The organism is Propionivibrio sp. (genome assembly GCF_047602565.1).
Classification (GTDB): domain Bacteria; phylum Pseudomonadota; class Gammaproteobacteria; order Burkholderiales; family Rhodocyclaceae; genus Propionivibrio.
Map to the genome: position 1 here is coordinate 4,258,075 of NZ_JASGGX010000001.1, position 22,385 is coordinate 4,280,459.

Annotated in this window: 18 protein-coding genes, 1 pseudogene and 2 riboswitches; of the genes and pseudogenes, 12 read left to right on the forward strand and 7 right to left on the reverse strand. The window is 68.2% G+C overall.

Translation table 11 applies throughout. From position 1 onward, the window contains the following. Positions 1-22: 22 nt before the first annotated feature. From gcvP to scpB (QM701_RS20105), 4 genes are all read right to left on the reverse strand, one after another. Complete coding sequence (gene gcvP / locus QM701_RS20090) at positions 23-2,911, reverse strand: aminomethyl-transferring glycine dehydrogenase (RefSeq protein ID WP_415168774.1); 2,889 nt, start codon at positions 2,909-2,911, stop codon at positions 23-25. A gap of 82 nt (positions 2,912-2,993) precedes the next feature. Then, positions 2,994-3,374 carry a glycine cleavage system protein GcvH gene (gcvH, locus tag QM701_RS20095; RefSeq protein ID WP_415168775.1) on the reverse strand — a complete coding sequence of 127 codons (381 nt, stop codon included), beginning with the start codon at positions 3,372-3,374 and terminating at the stop codon, positions 2,994-2,996. A 69-nt stretch (positions 3,375-3,443) separates the two neighbouring features. Then, positions 3,444-4,535 carry a glycine cleavage system aminomethyltransferase GcvT gene (gcvT, locus tag QM701_RS20100; RefSeq protein WP_415168776.1) on the reverse strand — a complete coding sequence of 364 codons (1,092 nt, stop codon included), beginning with the start codon at positions 4,533-4,535 and terminating at the stop codon, positions 3,444-3,446. A 72-nt stretch (positions 4,536-4,607) separates the two neighbouring features. Next, positions 4,608-4,707: riboswitch (glycine riboswitch) on the reverse strand. A gap of 3 nt (positions 4,708-4,710) precedes the next feature. Continuing rightward, positions 4,711-4,816: riboswitch (glycine riboswitch) on the reverse strand. Between the two features lie 44 nt (positions 4,817-4,860). Further along, the gene (gene scpB, locus QM701_RS20105) at positions 4,861-5,640 is read right to left on the reverse strand and encodes a methylmalonyl-CoA decarboxylase (protein ID WP_415168777.1); all 780 of its coding nucleotides are present in this window, start codon (positions 5,638-5,640) and stop codon (positions 4,861-4,863) included. A gap of 167 nt (positions 5,641-5,807) precedes the next feature. On the opposite strand from scpB (QM701_RS20105), the gene QM701_RS20110 reads away from it, so the two are divergent. The 7 genes from QM701_RS20110 to rluB are packed head-to-tail and all read left to right on the forward strand — an operon-like array spanning position 5,808 to position 11,630. After that, positions 5,808-6,641, forward strand: coding sequence for a 3',5'-nucleoside bisphosphate phosphatase (locus QM701_RS20110; RefSeq protein ID WP_415168778.1), 834 nt, complete (start codon positions 5,808-5,810; stop codon positions 6,639-6,641). 9 nt (positions 6,642-6,650) lie between these two features. After that, entirely contained in the window at positions 6,651-7,277 is a 627-nt protein-coding gene (locus QM701_RS20115; protein ID WP_415168779.1) for an L-threonylcarbamoyladenylate synthase, read from the forward strand. Between the two features lie 4 nt (positions 7,278-7,281). After that, the gene (locus QM701_RS20120; RefSeq protein WP_415168780.1) at positions 7,282-7,977 is read left to right on the forward strand and encodes a site-2 protease family protein; all 696 of its coding nucleotides are present in this window, start codon (positions 7,282-7,284) and stop codon (positions 7,975-7,977) included. Between the two features lie 4 nt (positions 7,978-7,981). After that, positions 7,982-9,184 carry a tryptophan--tRNA ligase gene (locus tag QM701_RS20125; RefSeq protein WP_415168781.1) on the forward strand — a complete coding sequence of 401 codons (1,203 nt, stop codon included), beginning with the start codon at positions 7,982-7,984 and terminating at the stop codon, positions 9,182-9,184. A gap of 20 nt (positions 9,185-9,204) precedes the next feature. Further along, positions 9,205-10,119, forward strand: coding sequence for a segregation and condensation protein A (locus QM701_RS20130; protein ID WP_415168782.1), 915 nt, complete (start codon positions 9,205-9,207; stop codon positions 10,117-10,119). Beyond that, positions 10,061-10,666, forward strand: coding sequence for an SMC-Scp complex subunit ScpB (gene scpB, locus QM701_RS20135; RefSeq protein ID WP_415168783.1), 606 nt, complete (start codon positions 10,061-10,063; stop codon positions 10,664-10,666). The genes QM701_RS20130 and scpB (QM701_RS20135) overlap by 59 nt, the downstream gene beginning before the upstream one ends. Further along, the gene (gene rluB, locus QM701_RS20140; protein ID WP_415168784.1) at positions 10,647-11,630 is read left to right on the forward strand and encodes a 23S rRNA pseudouridine(2605) synthase RluB; all 984 of its coding nucleotides are present in this window, start codon (positions 10,647-10,649) and stop codon (positions 11,628-11,630) included. Before scpB (QM701_RS20135) ends, rluB begins: the two co-directional genes overlap by 20 nt. A gap of 162 nt (positions 11,631-11,792) precedes the next feature. Here rluB and QM701_RS20145 read toward each other — a convergent pair whose 3' ends face one another. From QM701_RS20145 to QM701_RS20155, 3 genes and pseudogenes are all read right to left on the reverse strand, one after another. Next, positions 11,793-13,361, reverse strand: a complete 1,569-nt coding sequence (locus QM701_RS20145; RefSeq protein WP_415169438.1) for an EAL domain-containing protein — start codon at positions 13,359-13,361, stop codon at positions 11,793-11,795. 28 nt (positions 13,362-13,389) lie between these two features. Beyond that, a pseudogene (locus tag QM701_RS20150) lies at positions 13,390-14,595 on the reverse strand (PAS domain S-box protein); the annotation flags it as partial. Next, positions 14,592-15,935: an HD-GYP domain-containing protein gene (locus QM701_RS20155; protein WP_415168785.1), complete on the reverse strand. Its 1,344-nt coding sequence runs from the start codon at positions 15,933-15,935 to the stop codon at positions 14,592-14,594. The pseudogene QM701_RS20150 and the gene QM701_RS20155, both read right to left, overlap by 4 nt. A gap of 268 nt (positions 15,936-16,203) precedes the next feature. Here QM701_RS20155 and rimP point away from each other — a divergent pair, with 268 nt between their 5' ends. From rimP to truB, 5 genes are read left to right on the forward strand one after another with little or no spacing between them, the layout of a single operon-like run. Beyond that, positions 16,204-16,647, forward strand: coding sequence for a ribosome maturation factor RimP (gene rimP, locus QM701_RS20160; protein WP_415168786.1), 444 nt, complete (start codon positions 16,204-16,206; stop codon positions 16,645-16,647). A gap of 30 nt (positions 16,648-16,677) precedes the next feature. After that, a complete protein-coding gene (gene nusA / locus QM701_RS20165; RefSeq protein ID WP_415168787.1) occupies positions 16,678-18,150 on the forward strand; it encodes a transcription termination factor NusA in 1,473 nt (490 codons plus the stop codon). A gap of 34 nt (positions 18,151-18,184) precedes the next feature. Beyond that, on the forward strand, positions 18,185-21,058 hold the full coding sequence (gene infB / locus QM701_RS20170; RefSeq protein ID WP_415168788.1) for a translation initiation factor IF-2: 2,874 nt from the start codon (positions 18,185-18,187) through the stop codon (positions 21,056-21,058). Positions 21,059-21,068: 10 nt separating this feature from the next. After that, positions 21,069-21,461, forward strand: a complete 393-nt coding sequence (gene rbfA, locus QM701_RS20175; protein ID WP_415168789.1) for a 30S ribosome-binding factor RbfA — start codon at positions 21,069-21,071, stop codon at positions 21,459-21,461. Position 21,462: 1 nt separating this feature from the next. Next, positions 21,463-22,368, forward strand: a complete 906-nt coding sequence (gene truB / locus QM701_RS20180; RefSeq protein ID WP_415168790.1) for a tRNA pseudouridine(55) synthase TruB — start codon at positions 21,463-21,465, stop codon at positions 22,366-22,368. The last annotated feature ends 17 nt before the right edge of the window (positions 22,369-22,385 follow it).

Consider the following 22,385-nt stretch of genomic DNA (forward strand, 5'->3'; position numbering starts at 1 on the left):
GCACAACGCATCGGCCGTTTTCCTATGACGAATACGCCTCGGTGCGCACGCAGGCGCAGAACAGGTTGCGGTCGCCGTAGACGTCGTCGATGCGGTTGACGCTCGGCCAGAACTTGTTCTCGCGCACGTAGGGCAGCGGGAAGACGGCTTCCTCGCGGCTGTACGGGCGGTCCCATTCGGCGATCACGTCGGCCTGCGTGTGCGGCGCGTGCTTCAAGGGGTTGTCGTCGGCCGGCCAGACGCCCTGCTCGATCTTGCGTATCTCTTCGCGGATCGCCGCCATCGCCGCGATGAAGCGGTCGAGCTCGGCCTTCGATTCGGATTCGGTCGGCTCGACCATGATCGTGCCGGCCACCGGGAAGCTCACCGTCGGCGCGTGGAAGCCGTAATCCATCAGGCGCTTGGCGATGTCGATCTCGGCGATGCCCGTCGCCGCCTTGATCGGCCGGATGTCGAGGATGCACTCGTGCGCAACGCGGCCGTTCCGGCCGGTGTAGAGCACCGGGTAGTGCTCCCGCAGCCGCGCAGCGACGTAGTTGGCGTTGAGGATCGCCGTTTCGGTGGCGCGCTTCAGGCCCTTGCCGCCGAGCATGGCGATGTACATCCACGAGATCGGCAGGATCGACGCCGAGCCCCACGGCGCCGCCGAGACCGCTCCCTGTCCCCGGTTCGGGCGCTGCGCGCCGCCGGTCGGCTGCACCACGTGGTCGGCCATGAACGGCGCCAGATGCGCCTTCACGCCGATCGGGCCCATGCCCGGTCCGCCGCCGCCGTGCGGAATGGCGAAGGTCTTGTGCAGGTTCATGTGGCTGACGTCGGCGCCGATCAGCGCGGGCGAGGTCAGGCCGACCTGCGCGTTGAGGTTGGCGCCGTCCATATATACCTGGCCGCCGTGCGCGTGCACGATGGCGCAGACGTCGCGCACCGCCTCCTCGAACACGCCGTGTGTCGACGGGTAGGTGATCATCAGGCAGGCCAGCCGGTCGGCGTGGCGCTCGGCCTTGGCCGCGAGGTCGGCGACGTCGACGTTGCCGTTCTCGTCGCAGTCGACGACCACGATCTCCAGGCCGCACATCTGCGCGCTGGCGGGGTTGGTGCCGTGCGCCGACTTCGGGATCAGGCACACGTCGCGGTGCGCCTCGCCGCGGCTGGCGTGGTAGCGGCGGATGGCGACGATGCCGGCGTATTCGCCCTGCGCGCCGGAGTTCGACTGCAGGCTGACGGCGTCGAAGCCGGTGATCGCCTGCAGCCAGTTCTCCAGCCCGCCGATCATTTCCATATAACCCTGCGCCTGGTCGAGCGGGGCGAAGGGGTGCAGGTCGGCGAATTCCGGCCAGGAGATCGGGATCATCTCGCTGGCGGCGTTGAGCTTCATGGTGCAGGAGCCCAGCGAGATCATCGAGTGGTCGAGCGCCAGATCCTTGTTCTGCAGGCGCTTCAGGTAGCGCAGCATCTCGTGTTCGGTGTGGTGGCGGTTGAACACCGGGTGCGTCAGGATCGCGTCGCTGCGCCGCAGGCTGCCGGGCAGGAGCGCGTCCTGCTGCCGCACCTGCTCGTCCAGCACGTCGAGATCGACGCCGACGCCGGCGACGAGGCGGATCAGCGCGGCGACGTCGTCGCGCGTGGTCTTTTCGTTGAACGCCACGGCGAGCACGCCGCCGCCGACCTGGCGCAGGTTGTAGCCGGCGGCGAGCGCCGCCTGGTAAACCGAGGGCGCCTTGGGGCCGAGGTCGAGCCGCAGCGTGTCGAAGGCATGCTTGTTGAGCACGACCACGCCGGCGCGCTGCATGGCTTCGGCAAACAGCGCGGCCAGCCGGTGGATGCGTTCGGCGATCGTGCGCAGCCCGCGCGGGCCGTGGTAGACGGCGTACATGCCGGCCATGTTGGCGAGCAGCACCTGCGAGGTGCAGATGTTGGAGTTGGCCTTCTCGCGGCGGATGTGCTGCTCGCGCGTCTGCAGCGCCATGCGCAGCGCCGTCTTGCCGCGCGCGTCGACCGAAACGCCGATGATGCGGCCGGGGACCGAGCGCTTGTGCTCGTCGCGCGTGGCGAAAAAGGCGGCGTGCGGGCCGCCGAAGCCCATCGGGATGCCGAAACGCTGCGTCGAGCCGAGCGCAATGTCGGCACCCATTTCGCCGGGCGACTTGAGCAGCACCAGCGCCATCGGATCGGCGGCGACGGCGGTGACGCCGCCGCGCGACTTGACGGCGGCGATCGGGCCGGACAGGTTGGCGATCTCGCCGGCATCGTTCGGATACTGGAACAACGCGCCGAAGATTTCCTGCTGCGCCGCCTCCTCGGGCGCGCCAAAGATCAGTTCGAAGCCGAAGAAGCCGGCGCGCGTCTTCAACACGTCGATCGTCTGCGGAAAGCAGTCGGCGTCGACGAAGAACAGGTTCGATTTCGACTTGCTGATGCGCCGCGCCATGGTCATCGCCTCGGCGGCGGCGGTGGCCTCGTCGAGCAGCGAGGCGTTGGCCAGTTCCATGCCGGTGAGGTCGATGACCATCTGCTGATAGTTGAGCAGCGCTTCCAGCCGGCCCTGGGCGATCTCGGCCTGGTAGGGCGTGTAGGCGGTGTACCAGCCCGGATTTTCCAGCACGTTGCGCAGGATGACGGCCGGCGTCAGCGTGTCCGCGTAGCCCATGCCGATCAGCGACTTGTTGATCCTGTTCTTCGCCGCGATGCTCTTCAGCGCGGCCAGCGCCTCGGCTTCCGGGCGCGGTTCGGCGAGCGGCAGCGGCGCCGGCAGGCGGATGGCGGCCGGGACGGTCTGCGCGATGAGCGCGTCCAGGCTGGTGGCGCCGATGGCCTCCAGCATGGCTGGCACGTCGTCGGGCGAAGGGCCGATGTGGCGGGCGATGAATTCCTCGCGGTTTTCGAGGGCGCTGAGTGGCGGATTCGAAGGCATGGGCTGTCCGTGTCGATGAAATGAACGGTGCGGGCCGGGGCGGCGCAGCGCCGTCCCGGCCCGCGGAAGGCGGGGTGGCGGCTTATTCCGCCGCGCAGGCGGCGTAGGCGGCGGCGTCGAGCAGCGCGTCGACGTCGGCGGGGTTGGCCGGCTTCAGGCGGAACAGCCAGGCCGCGTAGGCATCCTCGTTCAAGGCTTCGGGCGTGTCGGGCAGGCTGGCGTTGACGGCGGTGACGGTGCCCGCGATCGGCGCATAGACGTCGGACGCGGCCTTGACCGATTCGACCACGGCGGCCTCCTGCTCGGCCGCGAGCTCCTTGCCGACGTCCGGCAGTTCGATGAAGACCAGGTCGCCGAGCAGTTCCTGCGCGTGGTCGGTGATGCCGACGGTGACCGTGCCGTCGGCTTCGACGCGCACCCATTCGTGGCTCTTGGTGTATTTGAGATTGGCGGGGATGTTCATGGATGGCTCCTGGAAAAGAAAGGCGGGATGGGGAGGCGCGGCGGGCAGGACGAAGCGCGGGTCAAGGGTTCAGACCAAGGCCTTGCCGTTGCGCACGAAGCAGGGCTTGACGATCCGGGCGGCCAGCCGCTTGCCGCGGATCTCGACCTCGGCCGTGTCGCCGACGGCCGCGGCCAGCGGCAGGCGGGCGAGGGCGATGGACTGCTGCAAGGTCGGGGAAAACGTGCCGCTGGTGATCTCGCCTTCGCCGTGCGCGGTGACCACCTTCTGGTGCGCGCGCAGCACGCCGCCCTTGTCGAGCAGCAGCAGGCCGAGGAACTGCTTTTCCTGCGGCTGGGCGAGCAGGGCGGCCTTGCCGACGAAATCGATGCCGTCGCGCGGGCCGGTGAGGTCGACCGTCCAGGCCAGGCCGGCGTCGAGCGGCGAGACGGTCTCGTCCATGTCCTGGCCGTACAGGTTCATCCCCGCTTCGAGGCGCAGCGTGTCGCGCGCGCCGAGCCCGACCGGGCGCACGCCGGCGTCCAGCAGCTTTTGCCACAGCTCCTCCGCCTTGGCGGCGGGCAGGGTGATCTCGAAGCCGGCTTCGCCGGTGTAGCCGGTGGTGGCGATGAAATAGTCGCCGACCTCGACCGCGTGGAAGGGCTTCAGCGCCTCGCTGGCCGCCCGCGTTTCGGGCAGCACCTGCCAGACGCGGGCCTTGGCGTTTGGTCCCTGCACGGCGATCATCGCCAGGTCGCGGCGCGGCGTGCACGTGACGTCGAGCTGCCATCCGGCGATGCGCGCCGCCATCCAGTGCAGGTCCTTCTCGGCGGTGCCGGCGTTGATCACCACACGGTAGCTGTTGTCGCCGACGCAATAGACGATCAGGTCGTCGACCACGCCGCCGGCCTCGTTGAGCATCGCGCTGTAGAGCGCCTTGCCGGGGTCCTTGAGCTTGTCCACGTTGTTGGCGACGAGGCGCAGCAGAAACGCCCGGGCGTCCGGGCCGGCGACGTTGACGGCACACATGTGCGAGACGTCGAACATGCCGCAGTCGCGGCGCACGGCGTGGTGCTCCTCAAGCTGCGAACCGTAGTGCAGCGGCATGTCCCAGCCGCCGAAATCGACCATCTTGGCGCCGAGCCGGCGATGCATCTCGTTGAGGACAGTTTTCTGAGTCATGTCAATCCTTCGGAAAGGTTGTGCGGTGCGTTCCAGAAACGAAAAAAGGGTGAACCCGCGTCGAGTTCACCCCCCTGTCCTTGATACCTGAGAGATTATCGCGCCGGCGCGCCTGGCGGCCGTCGCGTTGCCCCATCGGTGGGCGCCGCAGATCCGGCGCCGCTCTCCAGAGTTCATTGCACGAACGGTCCTTTTGCCTGAGCGTTTTCGGGTGGATTGCGCCTTCGGCGGCGGGGTCGCTGGGCTGCTTGCGCGCTGCCGCTCTCTCCCGTTCGCCGGCGAACTATAGCGCGAGGCGCGCTTGCGCCGCAAGCCGCGCGGCGTCCTACTTGCCGGGGAAGCGCGGCCTGCGCTTTTCGCGGAAGGCGCGGATGCCTTCCTGGTAGTCCTCGCTGTCGTAGACGATGCGCCGCATGCCCTGGATGCGTTCGAACAGGTCCGGCGTGACGGCGTGGGCGCTCGACAGCAGGCGCAGCGCGTCCTTCATCACCGAGATGCTGAGCGGCGAGTTGTGGCCGATGCGCTCGGCCATGGCCATGACGAACGGGCCGATTTCGTCCGCCGCCTTGATGTAGTTGATGATGCCCAGGTTGAACGCCTGGTCCGCGGGCAGCGGCTGCGCGGTAAACAGCATTTCCTTGACGATCGGCAGGGGGATCATGTTGACCAGCGTCATCAGCCCGCCCAGGTTGTAGGGGACGCCGAGCTTGGCCGGCGTGATGGCGAAGGTGGCGTCCGGCGTGGCGACCAGGATGTCGCAGGCCATGGCCACTTCGCAGGCGCCGCCCCAGACGCTGCCCTCGATCAGGCCGATCACCGGGATCGGGCTTTCCTGGATCGAGCGGATCAGGATGCGCAGCGGATCGTTCCAGCCGAGGGGGTCGCGCCCGCCGGCCGGCAGTTCGTTGACGTCGTGGCCCGCCGACCACACCTTGATCCCCGGCTGCGCGCGCAGGATCACGGCGCGGGTGCCCTGGGTCCGGAAGGTTTCGAGCGCGGCGATGATTTCCCCGACCAGCGCCTCGCTCAGGGCGTTGCGTTTCTCGGCGTGATCCAGGGTGATGATGCCGGTTGCATCCTGCTTTTCGGTGAGTACGTACTGCATCGCGTTTCCTTTTCTGATCGTGTTGGGCCGCCGCGAGTTTACCGCAGGCCGGCCGCGCGCGGGGGCGATGCGAGGCGTTTGTCATTTCAAGCGCCGCCGGCGGGGCGTGGGGGTGGGGGTATGCTATTATTTCAAGCTTCAATTTTTTCCGGATGGCGGTCGTTCCCGTGCTGATTGTCGATCTTCATTCCCATTCCCGGGCATCGGACGGGCTGCTGTCGCCGGCCGACGTGGCGCGGCGAGCGGCGGTCAACGGCGTCGACATCCTGGCGCTCACCGATCACGACGAGACGAACGGGCTGCCGCACGCCAGGGCGGAGGCCGAGCGGGCGGGCCTGCGCTTCATCGACGGGGTGGAAATTTCCATCGAGTGGGGCGGCCTGCAGGTGCATATCGTCGGCCTCGATTTCGACGTGGGCAACGCGGCCCTGAACGCCGGCCTGGAAACCATCCGTTCCGGCCGGGTCACCCGGGCGCGGCGCATGTCGGCGGAGCTGGAGAAGGCCGGCATTCCCGGCTGCTTCGAGGGCGCCATGCGCTACGCGGAGAACCCGAACCTGATCGGCCGTTCGCACTTCGCCCGCTATCTGGTCGAGATCGGCGTCTGCCGGGACGTGCGCAGCGTCTTCGAGTCCTATCTCGTCCCCGGCAAGCCGGGCTACGTGACCCATCAATGGGCGACGCTCGCCGAATCCGTCGGCTGGATTCTCGGCGCCGGCGGCGTGGCCGCGATCGCGCATCCGGGGCGCTACAAGTTCTCGCGCCTGGAAATGCGCAATCTGCTCGACGACTTCAAGGGGCTGGGCGGGCAGGCGATCGAAGTGATCTCCGGCAGCCATTCGCAGGAGCACCTCATCCAGTTCTCGCGGCTGGCGCGGGAGTACGGATTTCTCGCCTCCTGCGGTTCCGATTTCCACGGGCCGGAGGAGAGCCACGTCAACGTCGGCGGCAACGCGCCGCTGCCCGCCGACCTGACCCCGGTGTGGACGGCCTTTCGCTGAACCGGCGCCATGGCCCGCTATCTTTCCATTCATCCGGACGATCCGCAGCCGCGCCTGCTGGCCCAGGCGGCCGAGGCGGTGCGCGCCGGCGGCGTGGTGGCCCTGCCGACCGATTCCTGCTACTCGCTCGGCTGCCGCCTCGGGGACAAGGACGCGGTCGAGCGCATCCGCCGCATCCGCGGCCTCGACGACCGCCACCACCTGACGCTGATGTGCCGCGACCTGTCCGAGATCGCCCAGTTCGCGCGCGTGGACAACGCCCAGTACCGGCTGCTCAAGGCCGCCACGCCGGGCAGCTACGTGTTCATTCTCGAAGGCACGCGCGAATTGCCGCGGCGGGTGCTGCATCCGAAACGCAAGACGATCGGGCTGCGCGTGCCCGATCACAAGGTGGCGCTGGCCCTGCTCGCCGAACTGGGCGAACCGCTGCTCACGTCCACGCTGCTGCTGCCCGGCGACGAGGCGCCGCTGACCGAGGCCTGGGAAATCCAGGACCGGCTGGACGACCTGATCGAGCTGATCATCGACGGCGGCCATTGCGGCACCACGCCGACCACCGTGATCGACCTGACCGGCATGCCGCCGGTGCTGGTGCGCGCCGGGCGCGGGCCGCTCGAACCCTTCGGCCTGGAGTGAGGCGATGGACGTCACCGGCCTGATCCAGACGATCTCGATCGCTGCGCTGCCGATCCTTTTCGCCATCACCCTGCACGAGGCCGCGCACGGCTACGCCGCCCGCCATTTCGGCGACACCACGGCGTGGGTGGCGGGGCGCATCAGCCTCAATCCGCTGCGCCACGTCGATCCGGTCGGCACGCTGCTGGTGCCGGCCCTGATCCTGGCGGCCAGCTATTTCGCGGCGGACACCGCGCTGCTGTTCGGCTGGGCCAGGCCGGTGCCGGTGAACTTCCGCCGCCTGCGCGACCCCCGGCGCGACATGATCTGGGTGGCCGCCGCCGGCCCGGCGGCCAACCTGCTGATGGCGCTCGGCTGGGCGGCGCTGCTCAGGCTGGCCATGTTCCTGCCGGACGGCGCGTATACCATGCCGCTCGGGCAGATGATCGTGACCGGGATCAACATCAACCTGGTGCTGATGGTGCTCAATCTGCTGCCGCTGCCGCCGCTCGACGGCGGCCGGATCGCCCTCGGCCTGCTGCCGTACCGCCTGGCCGTGCCGTTCTCCCGGCTGGAACGCTGGGGTTTCCCGATTCTGCTGCTGTTGCTGTTCGTCCGGGTTGGCGATGCCGACAACAAAGCCAGCCTCCTCGACTTGATCATGTGGCCCGTCATCGCCATGATCAAGCGTCTGCTCCTCATCCTTTTCCAACTGATCTGACATCATGTTCGCAGAACGAGTCCTTTCCGGCATGCGCCCCACCGGCAGCCTGCATCTCGGCCACTATCACGGCGTGCTCAAAAACTGGGTCAAGCTCCAGAACGAGTATCCCTGCCTGTTCTTCGCCGCCGACTGGCACGCGCTGACCACGCAGTACGACGATCCGCACGGCATCGAGAAGGCCACCTGGGACATGGTGATCGACTGGCTGGCCGCCGGTGTGGACCCGGAGAAGGCCACGCTGTTCATCCAGTCGCAGGTGCCCGAGCACGCCGAACTGCACCTGCTGTTCTCGATGCTCACCCCGCTCGGCTGGCTGGAGCGCGTGCCGACCTACAAGGACCAGCAGGAAAAGCTGTCCAACAAGGACCTGTCGACCTACGGCTTCCTCGGCTATCCGCTGCTGATGAGCGCGGACATCCTGATCTACCGCGCCGACAAGGTGCCGGTCGGCGAGGACCAGATTCCGCACGTCGAATTCACCCGCGAGCTGGCGCGCCGCTTCAACCACCTGTACGGCCGCGAACCCGGCTTCGAGGAAAAGGCCAAGGAGGCGGTCAGGAAACTGGGCAGCAAGAACGCCCGTTCGTTCGAGCACCTGCGCACGCGCTTCCAGCAGGACGGCGATGCCGGCGCCGTCGAACGCGCCCGCGCGCTGCTGCAGGAAGCGCAAAGCCTGTCGCACGCCGACCGCGAGCGCCTGATGGGCTACCTGGAAGGGACCGGCAAGATGATCCTGGTCGAGCCCGGCTACCTGCTCACCGAGGCGTCGAAGATGCCGGGCCTCGACGGGCAGAAGATGTCCAAGTCGTACAACAACGCCATCACGCTGCGCGAGGACGCCGCGTCGGTGACCCAGAAGATCCGGCGCATGCCGACCGATCCGGCGCGCGTGCGCCGCACCGATCCCGGCGATCCGGACAAGTGCCCGGTGTGGCAGCTGCACCAGGTCTATTCCGACGCCGCTTGCCAGGCGTGGGTGCAGACCGGGTGCCGCAGCGCCGGCATCGGCTGCCTCGAATGCAAGCAGCCGGTGATCGACGGCATCCTCAAGGAACAGGCGCCGATGCAGGAACGCGCGCAGCACTACCTCGACCACCCGGAACGGGTGCGCGAGATCATCGCCGACGGCAACGCCAAGGCCGGCCGGCTGGCGCGCGAGACCATGCGCGACGTGCGCGCCGCGATGGGCCTGGCTTACCGCTGACCACGGGGCGATCCAGCGCGATGGCCGGGGACTTCGTCCCGCCCGCCGAGGCCGTGCTCGACGCCGCATCCGACGCCGAGCCGGTGGCGCGCATCTACGGGCAGCCGATGGCGCAGCTGCCGCTCGACCTGTACATCCCGCCGGACGCCATGGCGGTGATGCTCGACGCCTTCGAGGGGCCGCTCGACCTCTTGCTGTACCTGATCCGCAAGGCCAACATCAACGTCCTCGACATTCCGATGGCGCCGCTCACCGTGCAGTACCTGACCTACGTCGAGGCCATGCGCGCGCAGAACCTGGAGCTGGCGGCCGACTACCTGGTCATGGCGGCGATGCTGATCGAGATCAAGTCGCGCATGCTGCTGCCGCGGCTCAAGAGCGTCGAGGGCGAAGAGGCGGAGGACCCGCGCGCCGAGCTGGTGCGCCGGCTGGTCGAGTACGAGCAGATGAAGCAGGCGGCGCGCCGGATCGACGAACTGCCGCAGGCGGAGCGCGACTTCGAATGGATCGAGACGTGGGTCGAGAAGTCCCTGTTCAAGCCGCTGCCGGAAGTCCGCCCGGAGGACCTGCGCGAGGCCTGGCAGGCGATCGTGCGCCAGGCCAAACTGCACACGCGCCACACCATCCAGCGCGAGGAACTGTCGGTGCGCGAGCACATGGGCGTGATCCTGCGCGTGTTGCGCGACGCCGGCGGCTTCGTCGAGTTCGGCGACATGTTCGACGTGACGCAGGGCGCGCAGGTGGTGGTGGTACATTTCCTGGCGATGCTGGAACTGGCGCGCGAGCACCTGCTCGAAATGACCCAGTCGGAAGCCTTTGCCCCGATCTACGTGAGGTTGACGGATGGACGAGCTGACCACGAAAGCGAACACGGACATGCCGCCGGAAGCGGAGACGGCCCCGAATCCGCCGCCGGCAGCGACACCGCCGGGTAGCACCGCGCAGTTGAAGCGGGTGCTCGAAGCGGTGCTGCTCAGCGCGCAGCAGCCGCTGACCGTGCACGAGCTGAAGCGGGTGTTCGTCGAGGAGATCGGCGGCGACGTGCTGCGCGTGCTGTTGGAGGAACTGCGCGCCGAATGGGCCGAGCGTCCGCTGGAACTCATCCAGGTGGCGAGCGGCTGGCGCTTCCGCACGCGCGCCGAGTTCCTGCCCTATCTCGACCGGCTCAATCCGGAAAAGCCGGCCAAGTATTCGCGCGCCGTATTGGAAACGCTGGCCATCATCGCCTACCGGCAGCCGGTGACGCGCGGCGACATCGAGGAAATCCGCGGCGTGACGGTGGCCACGCAGGTGATCCGCACGCTGGAGGAGCGCGGCTGGGTCGACGTCGTCGGCCACCGCGACACGCCGGGCCGCCCGGCGCTGCTGGCGACGACCCGCAAGTTCCTCGACGACCTCGGCCTGCGCAGCGTGAGCGAGCTGCCGCCGCTCGACATGATCAATCAAACCCTGGACCTGAACGATGCCCCGCAAGCCGCGTAACACCCCTTTCCGTCCGGCCGCGCCGGACTCCCGGCGTTCGCGCACGGGCCGGCCGGCACCCGCCGAGGCGCCGACAGAAGAGGCGCCGGAGGTTGCCGCCCGCACGCGCCGGCCGCCGCGCCCGGCCGCCGCCCCGTCCCGCGCTCCCGGCGCCTCGTCGCGCGCGCGCCACCAGGAAGCGCCGGGCAAGCCCGAGCGCCTGCACAAGCTGCTGGCGCAAAGCGGCATCGGTTCGCGCCGCGAGATGGAGGAGGCGATCGCCGCCGGCCGCGTCACGGTCAACGGCGAAACGGCGCGGATCGGCCAGTCGGCGACGCCCGGCGACCGCATCAAGCTCAACGGCCGGCTGGTGAACGTGAAGTTCTCCAACCGCCTGCCGCGCGTGCTCATCTACCACAAGCCCGAGGGCGAGATCGTCTCGCGCGACGACCCGGAGCACCGGCCGAGCGTGTTCACGGCGCTGCCGCGCCTGTCCGGCTCGCGCTGGGTGGCGGTCGGCCGGCTCGACTTCAACACCAGCGGCCTGCTGTTGTTCACCACCTCCGGCGAACTCGCCAACCGGCTGATGCACCCGCGCTACGAACTGGTGCGCGAATACGCCGTGCGCGTGCTCGGCGAACTGTCGTCCGAGGCGCAGCAGCGCCTGCTCGACGGCGTCGAACTGGATGACGGGCCGGCGCAGTTCTCCACGCTGCAGGAAGCCGGCGGCGAGGGCGTCAACCACTGGTACCGCGTGTCGCTGTTCGAGGGCCGCAACCGTGAAGTCCGGCGCATGTTCGAGGCGGTCGGCGTCGCCGTCAGCCGCCTGATGCGCGTGCGCTACGGGCCGTTCGCCCTGCCGCCCAACCTGCGGCGCGGGCAGTCCCTGGAACTGGACGAGAAGGATATCCGGCGCCTGCTCGCCGACTTCGGCATGGAGGATGCCGTGCCGAGGCCGGTGGTGCGCAAGCCGCGCGCGCGGTAAGGCGGCGAGCGCGGCAAGGGGCGTGACGGGGCCGATGCCGAAAGACAAAATCTTTAGTTAACCACGGCGACACGGCGGGCACGGCGAAAAGCAAAATCTTGTTTCTCGCCGTGCCCGCCGTGTCGCCGTGGTCAATCGCTTTTCCCGCGGCTTATCAACCTTTCACCGCCGGCTGTCGACCGCGATCGCCGCCGACAGCGCATGCAGGCGGTCGATCAGCGCCTCGTGCCGGGTGCGCAGTTCCGCCAGCCGCAGCTGCGCCGCCTTGGCGTTTCCCGCCCGGACCAGGGCCACGATTTCCTCCGCGGTTTCGTGCGCTGCCCGGTGCAGCGTGCCGACGGCCGCGAACTCCGCCAGGTGCGCGTAGCGTTGGCCCTCGACGCCGAGGTACCACTCGCCGAAGCGGCAGGCGCCGGTTTCTGGCGGCGGCCCCTGCGTGGCCGACAGGAAATTCTCCAGGCTCTTGAACCAGTTGCGATGGTCGACCTCGGCGTAGGTCAGCGGCAGCTCCTCCCGCCGGGCGGCCATGTTGTGCGCGCTCGACCACGCCGCAGGTGGGCGCCAGGTGGCGATCCACGCCGGCAGCTCGCCGGCCGGCATCGGCCGCGCGATGCCGTAGCCCTGGGCCAGGTCGCAGCCTAGGCGGAGCAGCAGCTCGCCGTGCTCCGCAGTTTCCACGCCTTCGGCGATGACCGTCCGGCGGAACGCGGCGGCCAGGCCGATGATGCCCTCGACGATGGCCAGGTCGCCGGAGTCCCAGAGCATGTCGCGCACGAAGCTCTGATCGATCTTGAGCACGTTGGCCGGCAGGCGCCGCAGATAGGTGAGCGACGAATAGCCGGTGCCGAAGTCGTCCAGCGAGAAATGCACGCCGAGCGCCTGGCAGCCTTCGATCAGGCTGGAAATGCGGGTGATCCCTTCGAGCGCCGCGGTTTCCACGACTTCGAGTTCGAGGCAGTCGGGCCGCACCGTCGGGTAGGCCGCCAGCCGCTGCTCCAGGTTCGGCAGGAAGTCGGCCTGCTGCAGGTAGTGCGCGGAAATGTTCACGCCGACCGCGATGTCCAGTCCCCGCGCGTGCCACGCGGCCATCTGCGCCAGCGCGGCGTTCAGCACCCAGTCGTCCAGGCGCGCCATGTGCTCGCTGTCTTCGATCAGCGGCAGGAAGTCGCCGGGCAGGACCATGCCGCGTTCCGGATGCCGCCAGCGCAGCAGGGCCTCGGCGCCGACGATGCCGCCGGTGCGCATGTTCACCTTGGGCTGGAAGTACAGCTCGAACTCGTCCTGCGCGATGGCCTGGGCGATGCGGTCCAGGCTCTGGTGGTGGGTGCGGGTCTGCCGGTCCTTTTCCGGGTCGAACAGGTGGTAGCGGTTCTTGCCGGCCTGCTTGGCCTGGTACATGGCCTGGTCGGCGTGGCGCAGCAGGGTGTCGGCGTCGCCGCCGTCCTGCGGGAACAGGGTCACGCCCAGGCTGGCCGAGAGCTGGAAGGTGTTCTGGCGGACGTCGATCGGCGTGGCCGCGGCGTTGAGCAGGCGGGTCAGGATCAGTTCGCATTCGTCGCGGCCGCCCAGGTCGGTGAGCACCGCGACGAACTCGTCGCCGCCCAGGCGGGCCAGCGTGTCGCCTTCGCGCAGGGCGTCGCGCAGCCGGTGGGCGAGGGTGATCAGCAGCTGGTCCCCCGTTTCGTGGCCGTGGATGTCGTTCGACTTCCTTGAAGCCGTCGATGTCGAGATAGACCAGCGCCAGCCCCCGCTTGTGCCGCCGCGCCTGCGCGATCGCCAGGTTCAGGCGGTCGGCGAGCAGCACGCGGTTCGGCACGCCGGTCAGCGCGTCGTAGTGCGCCATGCGTTCGAGCCGCTGCTGGTGCTCCTTCAGCTCGGTGATGTCCGAAATGAGCGCGACGTAGTGCAGCGAGGCGTCGATCACGTCCTGCACGGCGGTGATGCTCAGCCGTTCCGCGTAGAGCCGGCCGTTCTTGTGCCGGTTCCACACTTCGCCTTCCCAGTGCCCGCGCGCGACCAGCTCGCTCCACATGGCGCGGTAGAAATCCTCGCTCTGGCGCCCCGACTTGAGAAAGCGCGGGTTCTGCCCGACGGCTTCCTCGCGCGTGTAGCCGGTGATGCGGCTGAAGGTGGTGTTGACGTCGACGATGTTGCCCTCGGCGTCGGTGATCACGATGCCCTCGTGGGCGTGCGAGAAGACGCTGGCCGCCAGTTTCAGGCGGGATTCGCGCGCCTTGTTCTCGGAAATGTCGGTGAAGGAGAAGACGCGGCCGATGATCAGTTTGCCCAGTTTCGCCGGCCGCGACTTGCGTTCGAGGTAGCGTCCGTCGTCGAGCGTCAGCAGGTCGTAGGTCTCCTCGTCGCTGTCCGGCCGGATTTCCTCCAGGCGCCGCCGGTACGCCTGCGGATCGCGCATGCAGGACGCCAGGAAATCGAACACGGCGTTGTCGTCGCAGGCCAGCAGCGGTTCGTCGGGAATCTGCCAGATGCGGGCGAACTGGCGGTTCATGTTGACGATCGCCCCGCCGCGGTCGAGCAGCAGGATGCCGTCCGCGGTCGCCTCGAGCGTGGCGCGCAGCCGCGCGCCGGTGTCGGCCAGCTCGTTCTCGGTGCGGTGCAGCTTGCCGGTCGGGATGGCGCAGACGACCAGCGCACCGGGGTGCGCGGCCGGCCGGATGACGGTCTTGGACGCGCTCAGCAGCTCGCCGTCGGCGCGCAGGTACGAGGTGTCGGCGTTGTGGATCTCCGGCACCGCGCCCTGGCGGACGTCCTCCCAATAGAAGATGTCGGTGAGCGCGCATTCGATGTCGGTGATCGGCCGGCCGATCAGCTCGTCCCGCGTGTAGCCCAGGTGCCGCGCCGCCGCGCCGTTGGCCGCGCGGATTTCCTGCGTCGCCAGGTCGACCAGCAGCACGATTTCGTTGCCGTGCTCGAGCAGGAGTTCGCGGATGTCGTCGGAAGTCATGCGTTTCCCTTGCTGTCCGGCCGCGCCTCGCTGTCGAAGAAATAAACCATGCGCCGGCCCGGACTCAGATAGGCGATGACGGCCGGTGGCAGCATCGCCGGCCGCACCGCGCCGGCGATGTTGATGTCGGTTTCCCGTTCGAGATCGAGCAGGATGGCTTCCTCCCTCGGCACGCTCTCGTCGTACACCATCACCCACGGACGCAGCGGCCGGGCGGGGTTGACCGACATGACCACGGCTGTCGCGTCGTTCGAGAGGGTCACGATCGACCCCGGCGGATAGACGCCGAGGCAGCGGATCAGCCGCTGCAGCGCCACCGCGTCGAACTTGCCGCGCTTCTGCCCGAACAGGAAGGAGAGGGCTTCGTGGGGCGTGATGCCCTGCGTCGGGTCGGCCGGATTGCACAGCCGTTCGTAATAGTTGACCAGCGAGACGACGCGCGCGGGCGGCGTCATCTTGTCCCCGCCGATGCCGCGCGGATAGCCGCTGCCGTTGACCATCTCGTGATGCTGGAAGATGACCGACAGGATGTCCGCCGGCAGGCCGAGCTGCCGGCCGATGTGCAAGCCGAACTCGCAGTGCATGGCGCGCAGGTCGCGCTCCGGCCTGGTGTATTCGTCCGGCCGCATCTTGAGCAGGCGGTCCGGCACGTCCATCAGCCCGATGTCGTGCAGCAGGGCGCCCAGGCCCAGGACGCGGGCCTGTTCGGGCGGGAAGTCGAGCCCCTTGGCGAGCATCATGGCCAGCACGGTGACGTTGAGGCTGTGCGAATAGATGTCGTCGCCGCCGCATTCCTCGCCCATCAGGTGCAGCGTCACCGCCGGATGTTCCAGGAAGGCCGCGACCATCTGCTCGACCAGCGCGCCGATCTCGTGCAGCGTCGCCTCGGGATCGCTCATCAGGTTGCGGTTCAGGTTGCGCAGCAGCATGGCCGACTTGAGGAACGACCGGTTGACCTGCCCGAGGCGCCGCCGGTGGTCGTTCAGCAGCAGGACGCGCTGGCGCTTGCCGGACAGCGCCTCGGCCGGTGTCGGCGCCGGCTCGTCGCCGGGCGGCGCCGGGACGTCGGCCGGCCCGGCGGCAACCTCGGCGGCGGGCGCGGGGTCCGTGCCAGCGTCCGCGCCGGCGTCCGGCGCCACCGTGCTGCGCTGCGGGTCGTAGCGGAAGCGCGGCTCGCCGAGCGCGCGCAGCGCGCGCACCTGCTCCGCGCTGGCGATGCGGAAGCTGTTGAGCGTGAAGGGATGGCGGAACCAGGGCAGATCGACGTGGACGTAAAGCCCGATCCTCAACTGGTCAGCGGAAACGTAATGCGCGTGATTCGAAGGTTTCTCTTTTGCCACTGTTGCCTCTCGGCCATTGCCCGGATTCACCGGTTCCACGGTTCCCGGAACGCTGCGCGGAGCCGCGCCCGCCGTCGGGCCGTGCCATTCCGATGCGGCGTATCCGCAGCGGTCGGTCAATCGGCGATTGCCATGTATCGGTGCGATTTTCATCGAGATTTTCATTTACTGGCAAGCGATTTTTCGTTATACTCCGCCGGTTTTCCGCTCGCCCCTTCCGGGGCAAAATTACTGAGATGGGCGTTTCGCCCATTTTTCTTTTGTGGCCATGGATTTAGTCGTACTGATCGAAAAAACGGTGACCGGGCTCGGTTTCGAACTGGTCGATGTCGAGCAGAGCCCGCGGGGCCGGGTGCTGCGCGTCTTCATCGACAAGCAGGAGAAGGCCGGCGGGGTCGATGTCGAGGATTGCGCGCAGGTCAGCAACCAGCTGTCGCGCGTGCTGGCCGTCGAGGACGTCGATTACGACCGCCTCGAAATCTCTTCGCCCGGACTCGACCGCGTCCTGAAGAAGCCGGCGGACTTCACCCGTTTCGCCGGTTCGGAAATCAATCTGCGGCTGCGGTTGCCCGTCAACGGGCGGCGGAATTTCAATGGTGTCCTGCATGGCCTGCAGGACGGCAAGGTGCGCCTGACGATCGATACGGGCGAGGTCGAGCTGGATTTTGGCAACATCGACAAAGCCCGGCTGGTGCCGAAGTTCGATCGATGACGTGGGGCTGGATTAGGGGATGGTGAAATTATGAGTCGTGAGATTTTGCTGCTGGTCAACGTGCTGGCGCGCGAGAAAAACGTGTCCAAGGAAATCGTCTTCGGTGCCTTGGAGCTGGCGCTGGCGTCCGCGACCAAGAAGCGCATTCACGACGATGCCGATGTGCGCGTGGTGGTCGACCGCGAAACCGGCGATTTCGAAACCTTCCGCCGCTGGGAAGTCGTGCCGGACGAGGAATTCATCCACGAGGCGCAGCACGTCGCCCTGTCCGACGCGCAGAAGCAGGACCCGGAGATCGAGGTCGGCGACTTCCTCGAAGAGGCGCTGGAACCCATCGATTTCGGGCGCATCGGTGCGCAGGCGGCCAAGCAGGTGATCCTGCAGCGCATCCGCGACGCCGAGCGCGACCAGATCCTCAACGACTTCCTGGAACGCAAGGAACACCTCGTCACCGGCACCATCAAGCGCATGGAGCGCGGCAACGCCATCATCGAGGCGGGCAAGATCGAAGCCGTCCTGCCGCGCGACCAGATGATCCCGCGCGAGAACCTGCGCGTCGGCGACCGCGTCAAGGCCTACCTGCTGCGCGTCGACCGGCAGGCGCGCGGCCCGCAGCTGATCCTCTCGCGCACGGCGCCGGAGTTCATCATCAAGCTGTTCGAGATGGAAGTGCCCGAGGTCGACGACGGCCTGCTGGAAATCAAGGCGGCCGCGCGCGATCCGGGCATGCGCGCCAAGATCGCGGTCAAGTCCAACGACGCGCGCATCGATCCGATCGGCACCTGCGTCGGCATGCGCGGCATGCGCGTCACCGCGGTGACCAACGAACTGGCCGGCGAGCGCGTCGACATCGTGCTGTGGTCGGCCGATCCGGCGCAGTTCGTGGTCGGCGCCCTGGCCCCGGCGGAAGTGACCTCGGTGGTGGTCGACGAGGAAAAGCACAGCATGGACATCGTGGTCGACGAGGCCAACCTGGCCGTGGCGATCGGCCGCGGCGGCCAGAACGTGCGCCTGGCGTCCGAACTGACCGGCTGGACCATCAACCTGATGACCGAGGAAGAATCGCAGACGCGCTTCGAGGCCGAATCGGCGGCCATCCGGGTCCTGTTCATGGAAAAGCTCGACGTCGACGAGGACGTGGCCAACATCCTGATCAACGAAGGTTTCTCGTCGCTCGAAGAAGTCGCCTACGTGCCGCTGCACGAAATGCTCGAGATCGAGGCGTTCGACGAGACCACCGTGCAGGAACTGCGCGAACGCGCCCGCAACGTGCTGCTGACCGAGGCGATCGTCGCCGAGGAGCAGCTCGGCGACGTGGCCGAGGACATGCTGGGCCTGGACGGCATGGACAAGCCGCTGGCCGCCAAGCTGGCGGCCAGCGGCGTCAAGACCCGCGACGACCTGGCCGACCTGGCGATCGACGAGCTCACCGAAATGACCGGCATCGACGCCGAGCGCGCCAAGCAGCTGATCACCACGGCGCGCGCGCATTGGTTTGAATAAAGAAGCGTATCTGCAAGCAGAGAAGAGGATTCCCATGGCGCAAACGAGCGTTGCCCAATTCGCGACAGACCTGAAAATGCCGGCCACCGCGCTGCTGGAGCAGCTGCAGATGGCCGGCGTCGTCAAAAGCAAGGCGGACGATCTGCTGACGGAGCAGGACAAGGCCAAGCTGCTCGACTACCTGCGCCGCGCGCATGGCGGAGCCGAATCCAAGACCAAGATCACCCTGATGCGCAGGGAGACTTCCGAAATCCGCGCCCAGGATTCGCACGGCAAATCGCGTACCGTCCAGGTGGAAGTGCGCAAGAAGCGCGTCCTTGTCAAGCGCGACCCGGCCGAACTGCGCGCCGAGGCGCTCGCCGCGAAGGCGGCCGCGGCCCCCGCACCCGCGCCGGAGCCCATCCCCGAGGCGAAGCCCGAGCCGGTCGTCCAGCAGGAAGCGGAACCCGTCGCCGCGCCGGTGGAAAGCGTCGTCGCGCCCGTCGTGGAGCCCGCTCCCGCGCCCGAGCCGGTGGCGGCGGACCCGGTCGCCGCGGTCGCCGAAGTCGAAGTCACCGCGCCGCCGGCCGAGCCCGAGGCGGCGGCGCCGAAAGCCGTCGCGGAAGCCAAACCCAGGCATCCGGCGCGCCATAAGGAAACGCCGGCGGCCAAGGAGCACGCGCCCAAGTCGACGGCCAAGAAAGTCGTGACGCGGGCGTCGATCATCGGCGAGGAGCAGCAGCGCCTGCGCGCCGAGGAAGAGCGCCGCAACGCGGAACTGCGCGCCCGGCAGGAAGCCGAATTCCTCGAAAAGCAGCAGCGCGCCGCCGATCTGGTGCGTCTGAAGAAGGAAGCCGAGGAGAAGGCGGTCGCCGCGCGCGCCGCCGAGGCCGCCAAGCAGGCGGCGGCCCGGACGGCGAGCGGCAAGCCGGAGGAGAAGGGCGAGAAACAGGACAAGACCGTCCGTCGTTCTGACAGCAAGCCGGGCACCACGGAGAAAAAGAGCGGCGAGAAGAAGGGGCCTTGGAAGAGCGAGGAGGGCGGCAAGCGCCAGGGGCTCAAGACGCGCGGCTCGCCGGCCACCAGCGAATGGCGCGACGGCAAGCATGGCAAGCGCAGCCGCAACAGCGGCGACGCCGAGCAGGCGCACGCCTTCCAGGCGCCGACCGAGGCCGTCGTGCGCGACGTGCAGGTGCCGGAGACCATCTCCGTTTCCGATCTGGCCCACAAGATGGCCGTCAAGGCCACCGAGGTGATCAAGACCCTGATGAAAATGGGCTCGATGGTCACCATCAACCAGGTGCTCGACCAGGAAACCGCGATGATCGTGGTCGAGGAAATGGGGCACCGCGCCTTCGCCGCCAAGCTCGACGATCCGGACGTCTTCCTGGAGGACACCGAACACAAGGACGCGCCGCAGCTGCCGCGCGCGCCGGTGGTCACCGTCATGGGCCACGTCGACCACGGCAAGACCTCGCTGCTCGACTACATCCGCCGCACCCGCGTGGCGTCCGGCGAAGCGGGCGGTATCACCCAGCACATCGGCGCCTACCACGTGGAAACCGCGCGCGGCATGGTGACCTTCCTCGACACGCCGGGCCACGAAGCGTTCACCGCGATGCGCGCGCGCGGCGCCAAGGCCACCGACATCGTCATCCTGGTGGTGGCCGCCGACGACGGCGTCATGCCGCAGACGCGCGAGGCCATCCACCACGCCAAGGCGGCCGGCGTGCCGATCGTGGTGGCGGTGAACAAGATCGACAAGCCCGAAGCCAACCCGGACCGCGTCAAGCAGGAACTGGTCGCCGAATCGGTCGTGCCGGAAGAGTACGGCGGCGATTCGCCGTTCATCAACGTCTCGGCCAAGACCGGCGCGGGCATCGACGAGCTGCTGGAAAACGTGCTGCTGCAGGCCGAAGTGCTCGAACTGACGTCGCCGCGCGAGACGCCGGCCAAGGGCCTGATCATCGAAGCGCGGCTGGACAAGGGGCGCGGCCCCGTGGCCACCATGCTGGTCCAGTCCGGCACCCTGCACCAGGGCGACGTGCTGCTCACCGGTCAGGTGTTCGGGCGCATCCGCGCCATGCTCGACGAGAACGGCAAGTCGATCAGGGAAGCCGGCCCGTCGATTCCGGTCGAAATCCTCGGCCTGTCGGACGTGCCCACCGCCGGCCAGGACGCGATGGTCCTCGGGGACGAGCGCAAGGCGCGCGAAATCGCGCTCTTCCGCCAGGGCAAGTTCCGCGACGTGAAGCTGGCCACCAAGCAGGCGGCCAACCTCGAAAACATCCTGGAGCAGATGGGCGAGGCCGAAACCAAGACGCTGGCGCTGATCATCAAGGCCGACGTGCAGGGTTCGCAGGAGGCGCTGGTCCAGTCGCTGCAGAAGCTGTCGACCGACGAAGTCAAGGTCGACGTGATCCATGCCGCGGTCGGCGCGATCAGCGAATCCGACGTGCATCTGGCACAGGCCTCCAAGGCCGTGATCATCGGCTTCAACACCCGCGCCGACGCCGGCGCGCGCAAGACGGCCGAGGCCGTGGGCGTCGACATCCGCTACTACAACATCATCTACGACGCGGTCGACGAGGTGAAGGCGGCGCTGTCCGGCATGCTGGCGCCCGAGAAGCGCGAGGAAATCACCGGCCTGGTCGAAATCCGCCAGGTGTTCCGCGCCTCCAAGATCGGCACCATCGCCGGCTGCTACGTGCTCGAAGGCATCGTCAAGCGCAGTTCGCGCGCACGGCTGCTGCGCAACAACGTGGTGCTGTGGGACGGCGAACTCGAATCGCTCAAGCGCTTCAAGGACGACGTCAAGGAAGTGCGCGCCGGCTTCGAATGCGGCCTGTCGCTGAAGAACTACAGCAACTACGAGGAAGGCGACCAGCTCGAGGTCTATGACCTGACCGAAGTCGCCCGGACGCTCTAGGGAATCGCCCGTGACCGCCAGCAAGGGCTTTTCGCGCCGCGACCGGATCAGCGAACAGATCCGCCGGGAACTGGCGGAGCTGATCCGCACCGAGCTGAAGGACCCGCGCGTCGGCATGATCAGCATCACCGGCGTCGAGGTCTCGGCCGACTACGCCCATGCCAAGGTGTTCTTCAGCAGCATGTCCGGCCGGGAACATCTCGATTCCGTGCTGGCCGGCCTGCAGAAGGCGGCCGGCTTCCTGCGCCGCGAGCTTGGGCGGCGCATCACCATTCACAACACGCCGCAATTGCACTTCGTCTTCGACGAATCGCTCGAACGCGGGGCGGACCTGTCGAAACTGATCGAGCAGGCTGTGTCGATTTCCAAGGCGCCGGATTCGCCGGATTCGACCGAAGACTGAGTTGGACGCGAACCGCCCCAAGCGCACCTGGCGGCGCGTCAACGGCGTCCTGTTGCTCGACAAGCCCCAGGGCATGACCTCCAACGCCGCCTTGCAGGCTGCCCGGCGGCTGTTCTCCGCAGCCAAGGCCGGGCATACGGGAACGCTCGATCCGTTGGCCACCGGGCTGCTGCCGCTGTGCTTCGGCGAGGCCACCAAGTTCTCCGCCGACCTGCTCGACGCCGACAAGACCTACGAGGCGGAGGTCCGCTTCGGCGTGACCACCGACACCGGGGACGCCGAGGGCGAGGTGCTGGAGCGCCGCACGCCCGACTTCTCGCCGCAGGATCTGGAAGCGGCGCTGGCGAGGTTTCGTGGCCGCATCACGCAGGTGCCGCCGATGTACTCGGCGTTGAAGCGCGACGGACAGCCGCTCTACAAGCTGGCGCGCCAGGGCGTGACGGTCGAGCGGGAGGCGCGCGAGGTGAAGATTGGCGAACTCGCGCTGCTGGATCGTTCCGGCGACGGCTGCCGCTTGCGCGTGACCTGCAGCAAAGGCACCTACATCCGCACGCTCGCCGAGGACCTCGGCCGCGTGCTCGGCTGCGGCGCGCATCTCGCCGCGCTGCGCCGGACGGCGGTCGGCGGCGTCTTAATCGCCCAGGCGGTGACGCTCGACGCGCTCGGCGCCTGGCCGGAAGACGAGCGGAGCCGCCGGCTGCTGCCGGTCGACGCGCTGCTGCAAGGCCTCCCGGACGTGGCGCTCGACGAAGCGCAAAGCCGGCGCTTCGCGCACGGCAACCCGGTGGCCGTCGCGGGCGGCGTCCGCGGAAAATGCCGCGTCTATGCGCAGGGGCGATTGCTCGGGGTGGGCGAGGTCGACCCCGCCGGGATCGTGCATCCGCGCCGGCTGGTGGCGTCTTCCTGAGCCGGGCGGGCCGCGCG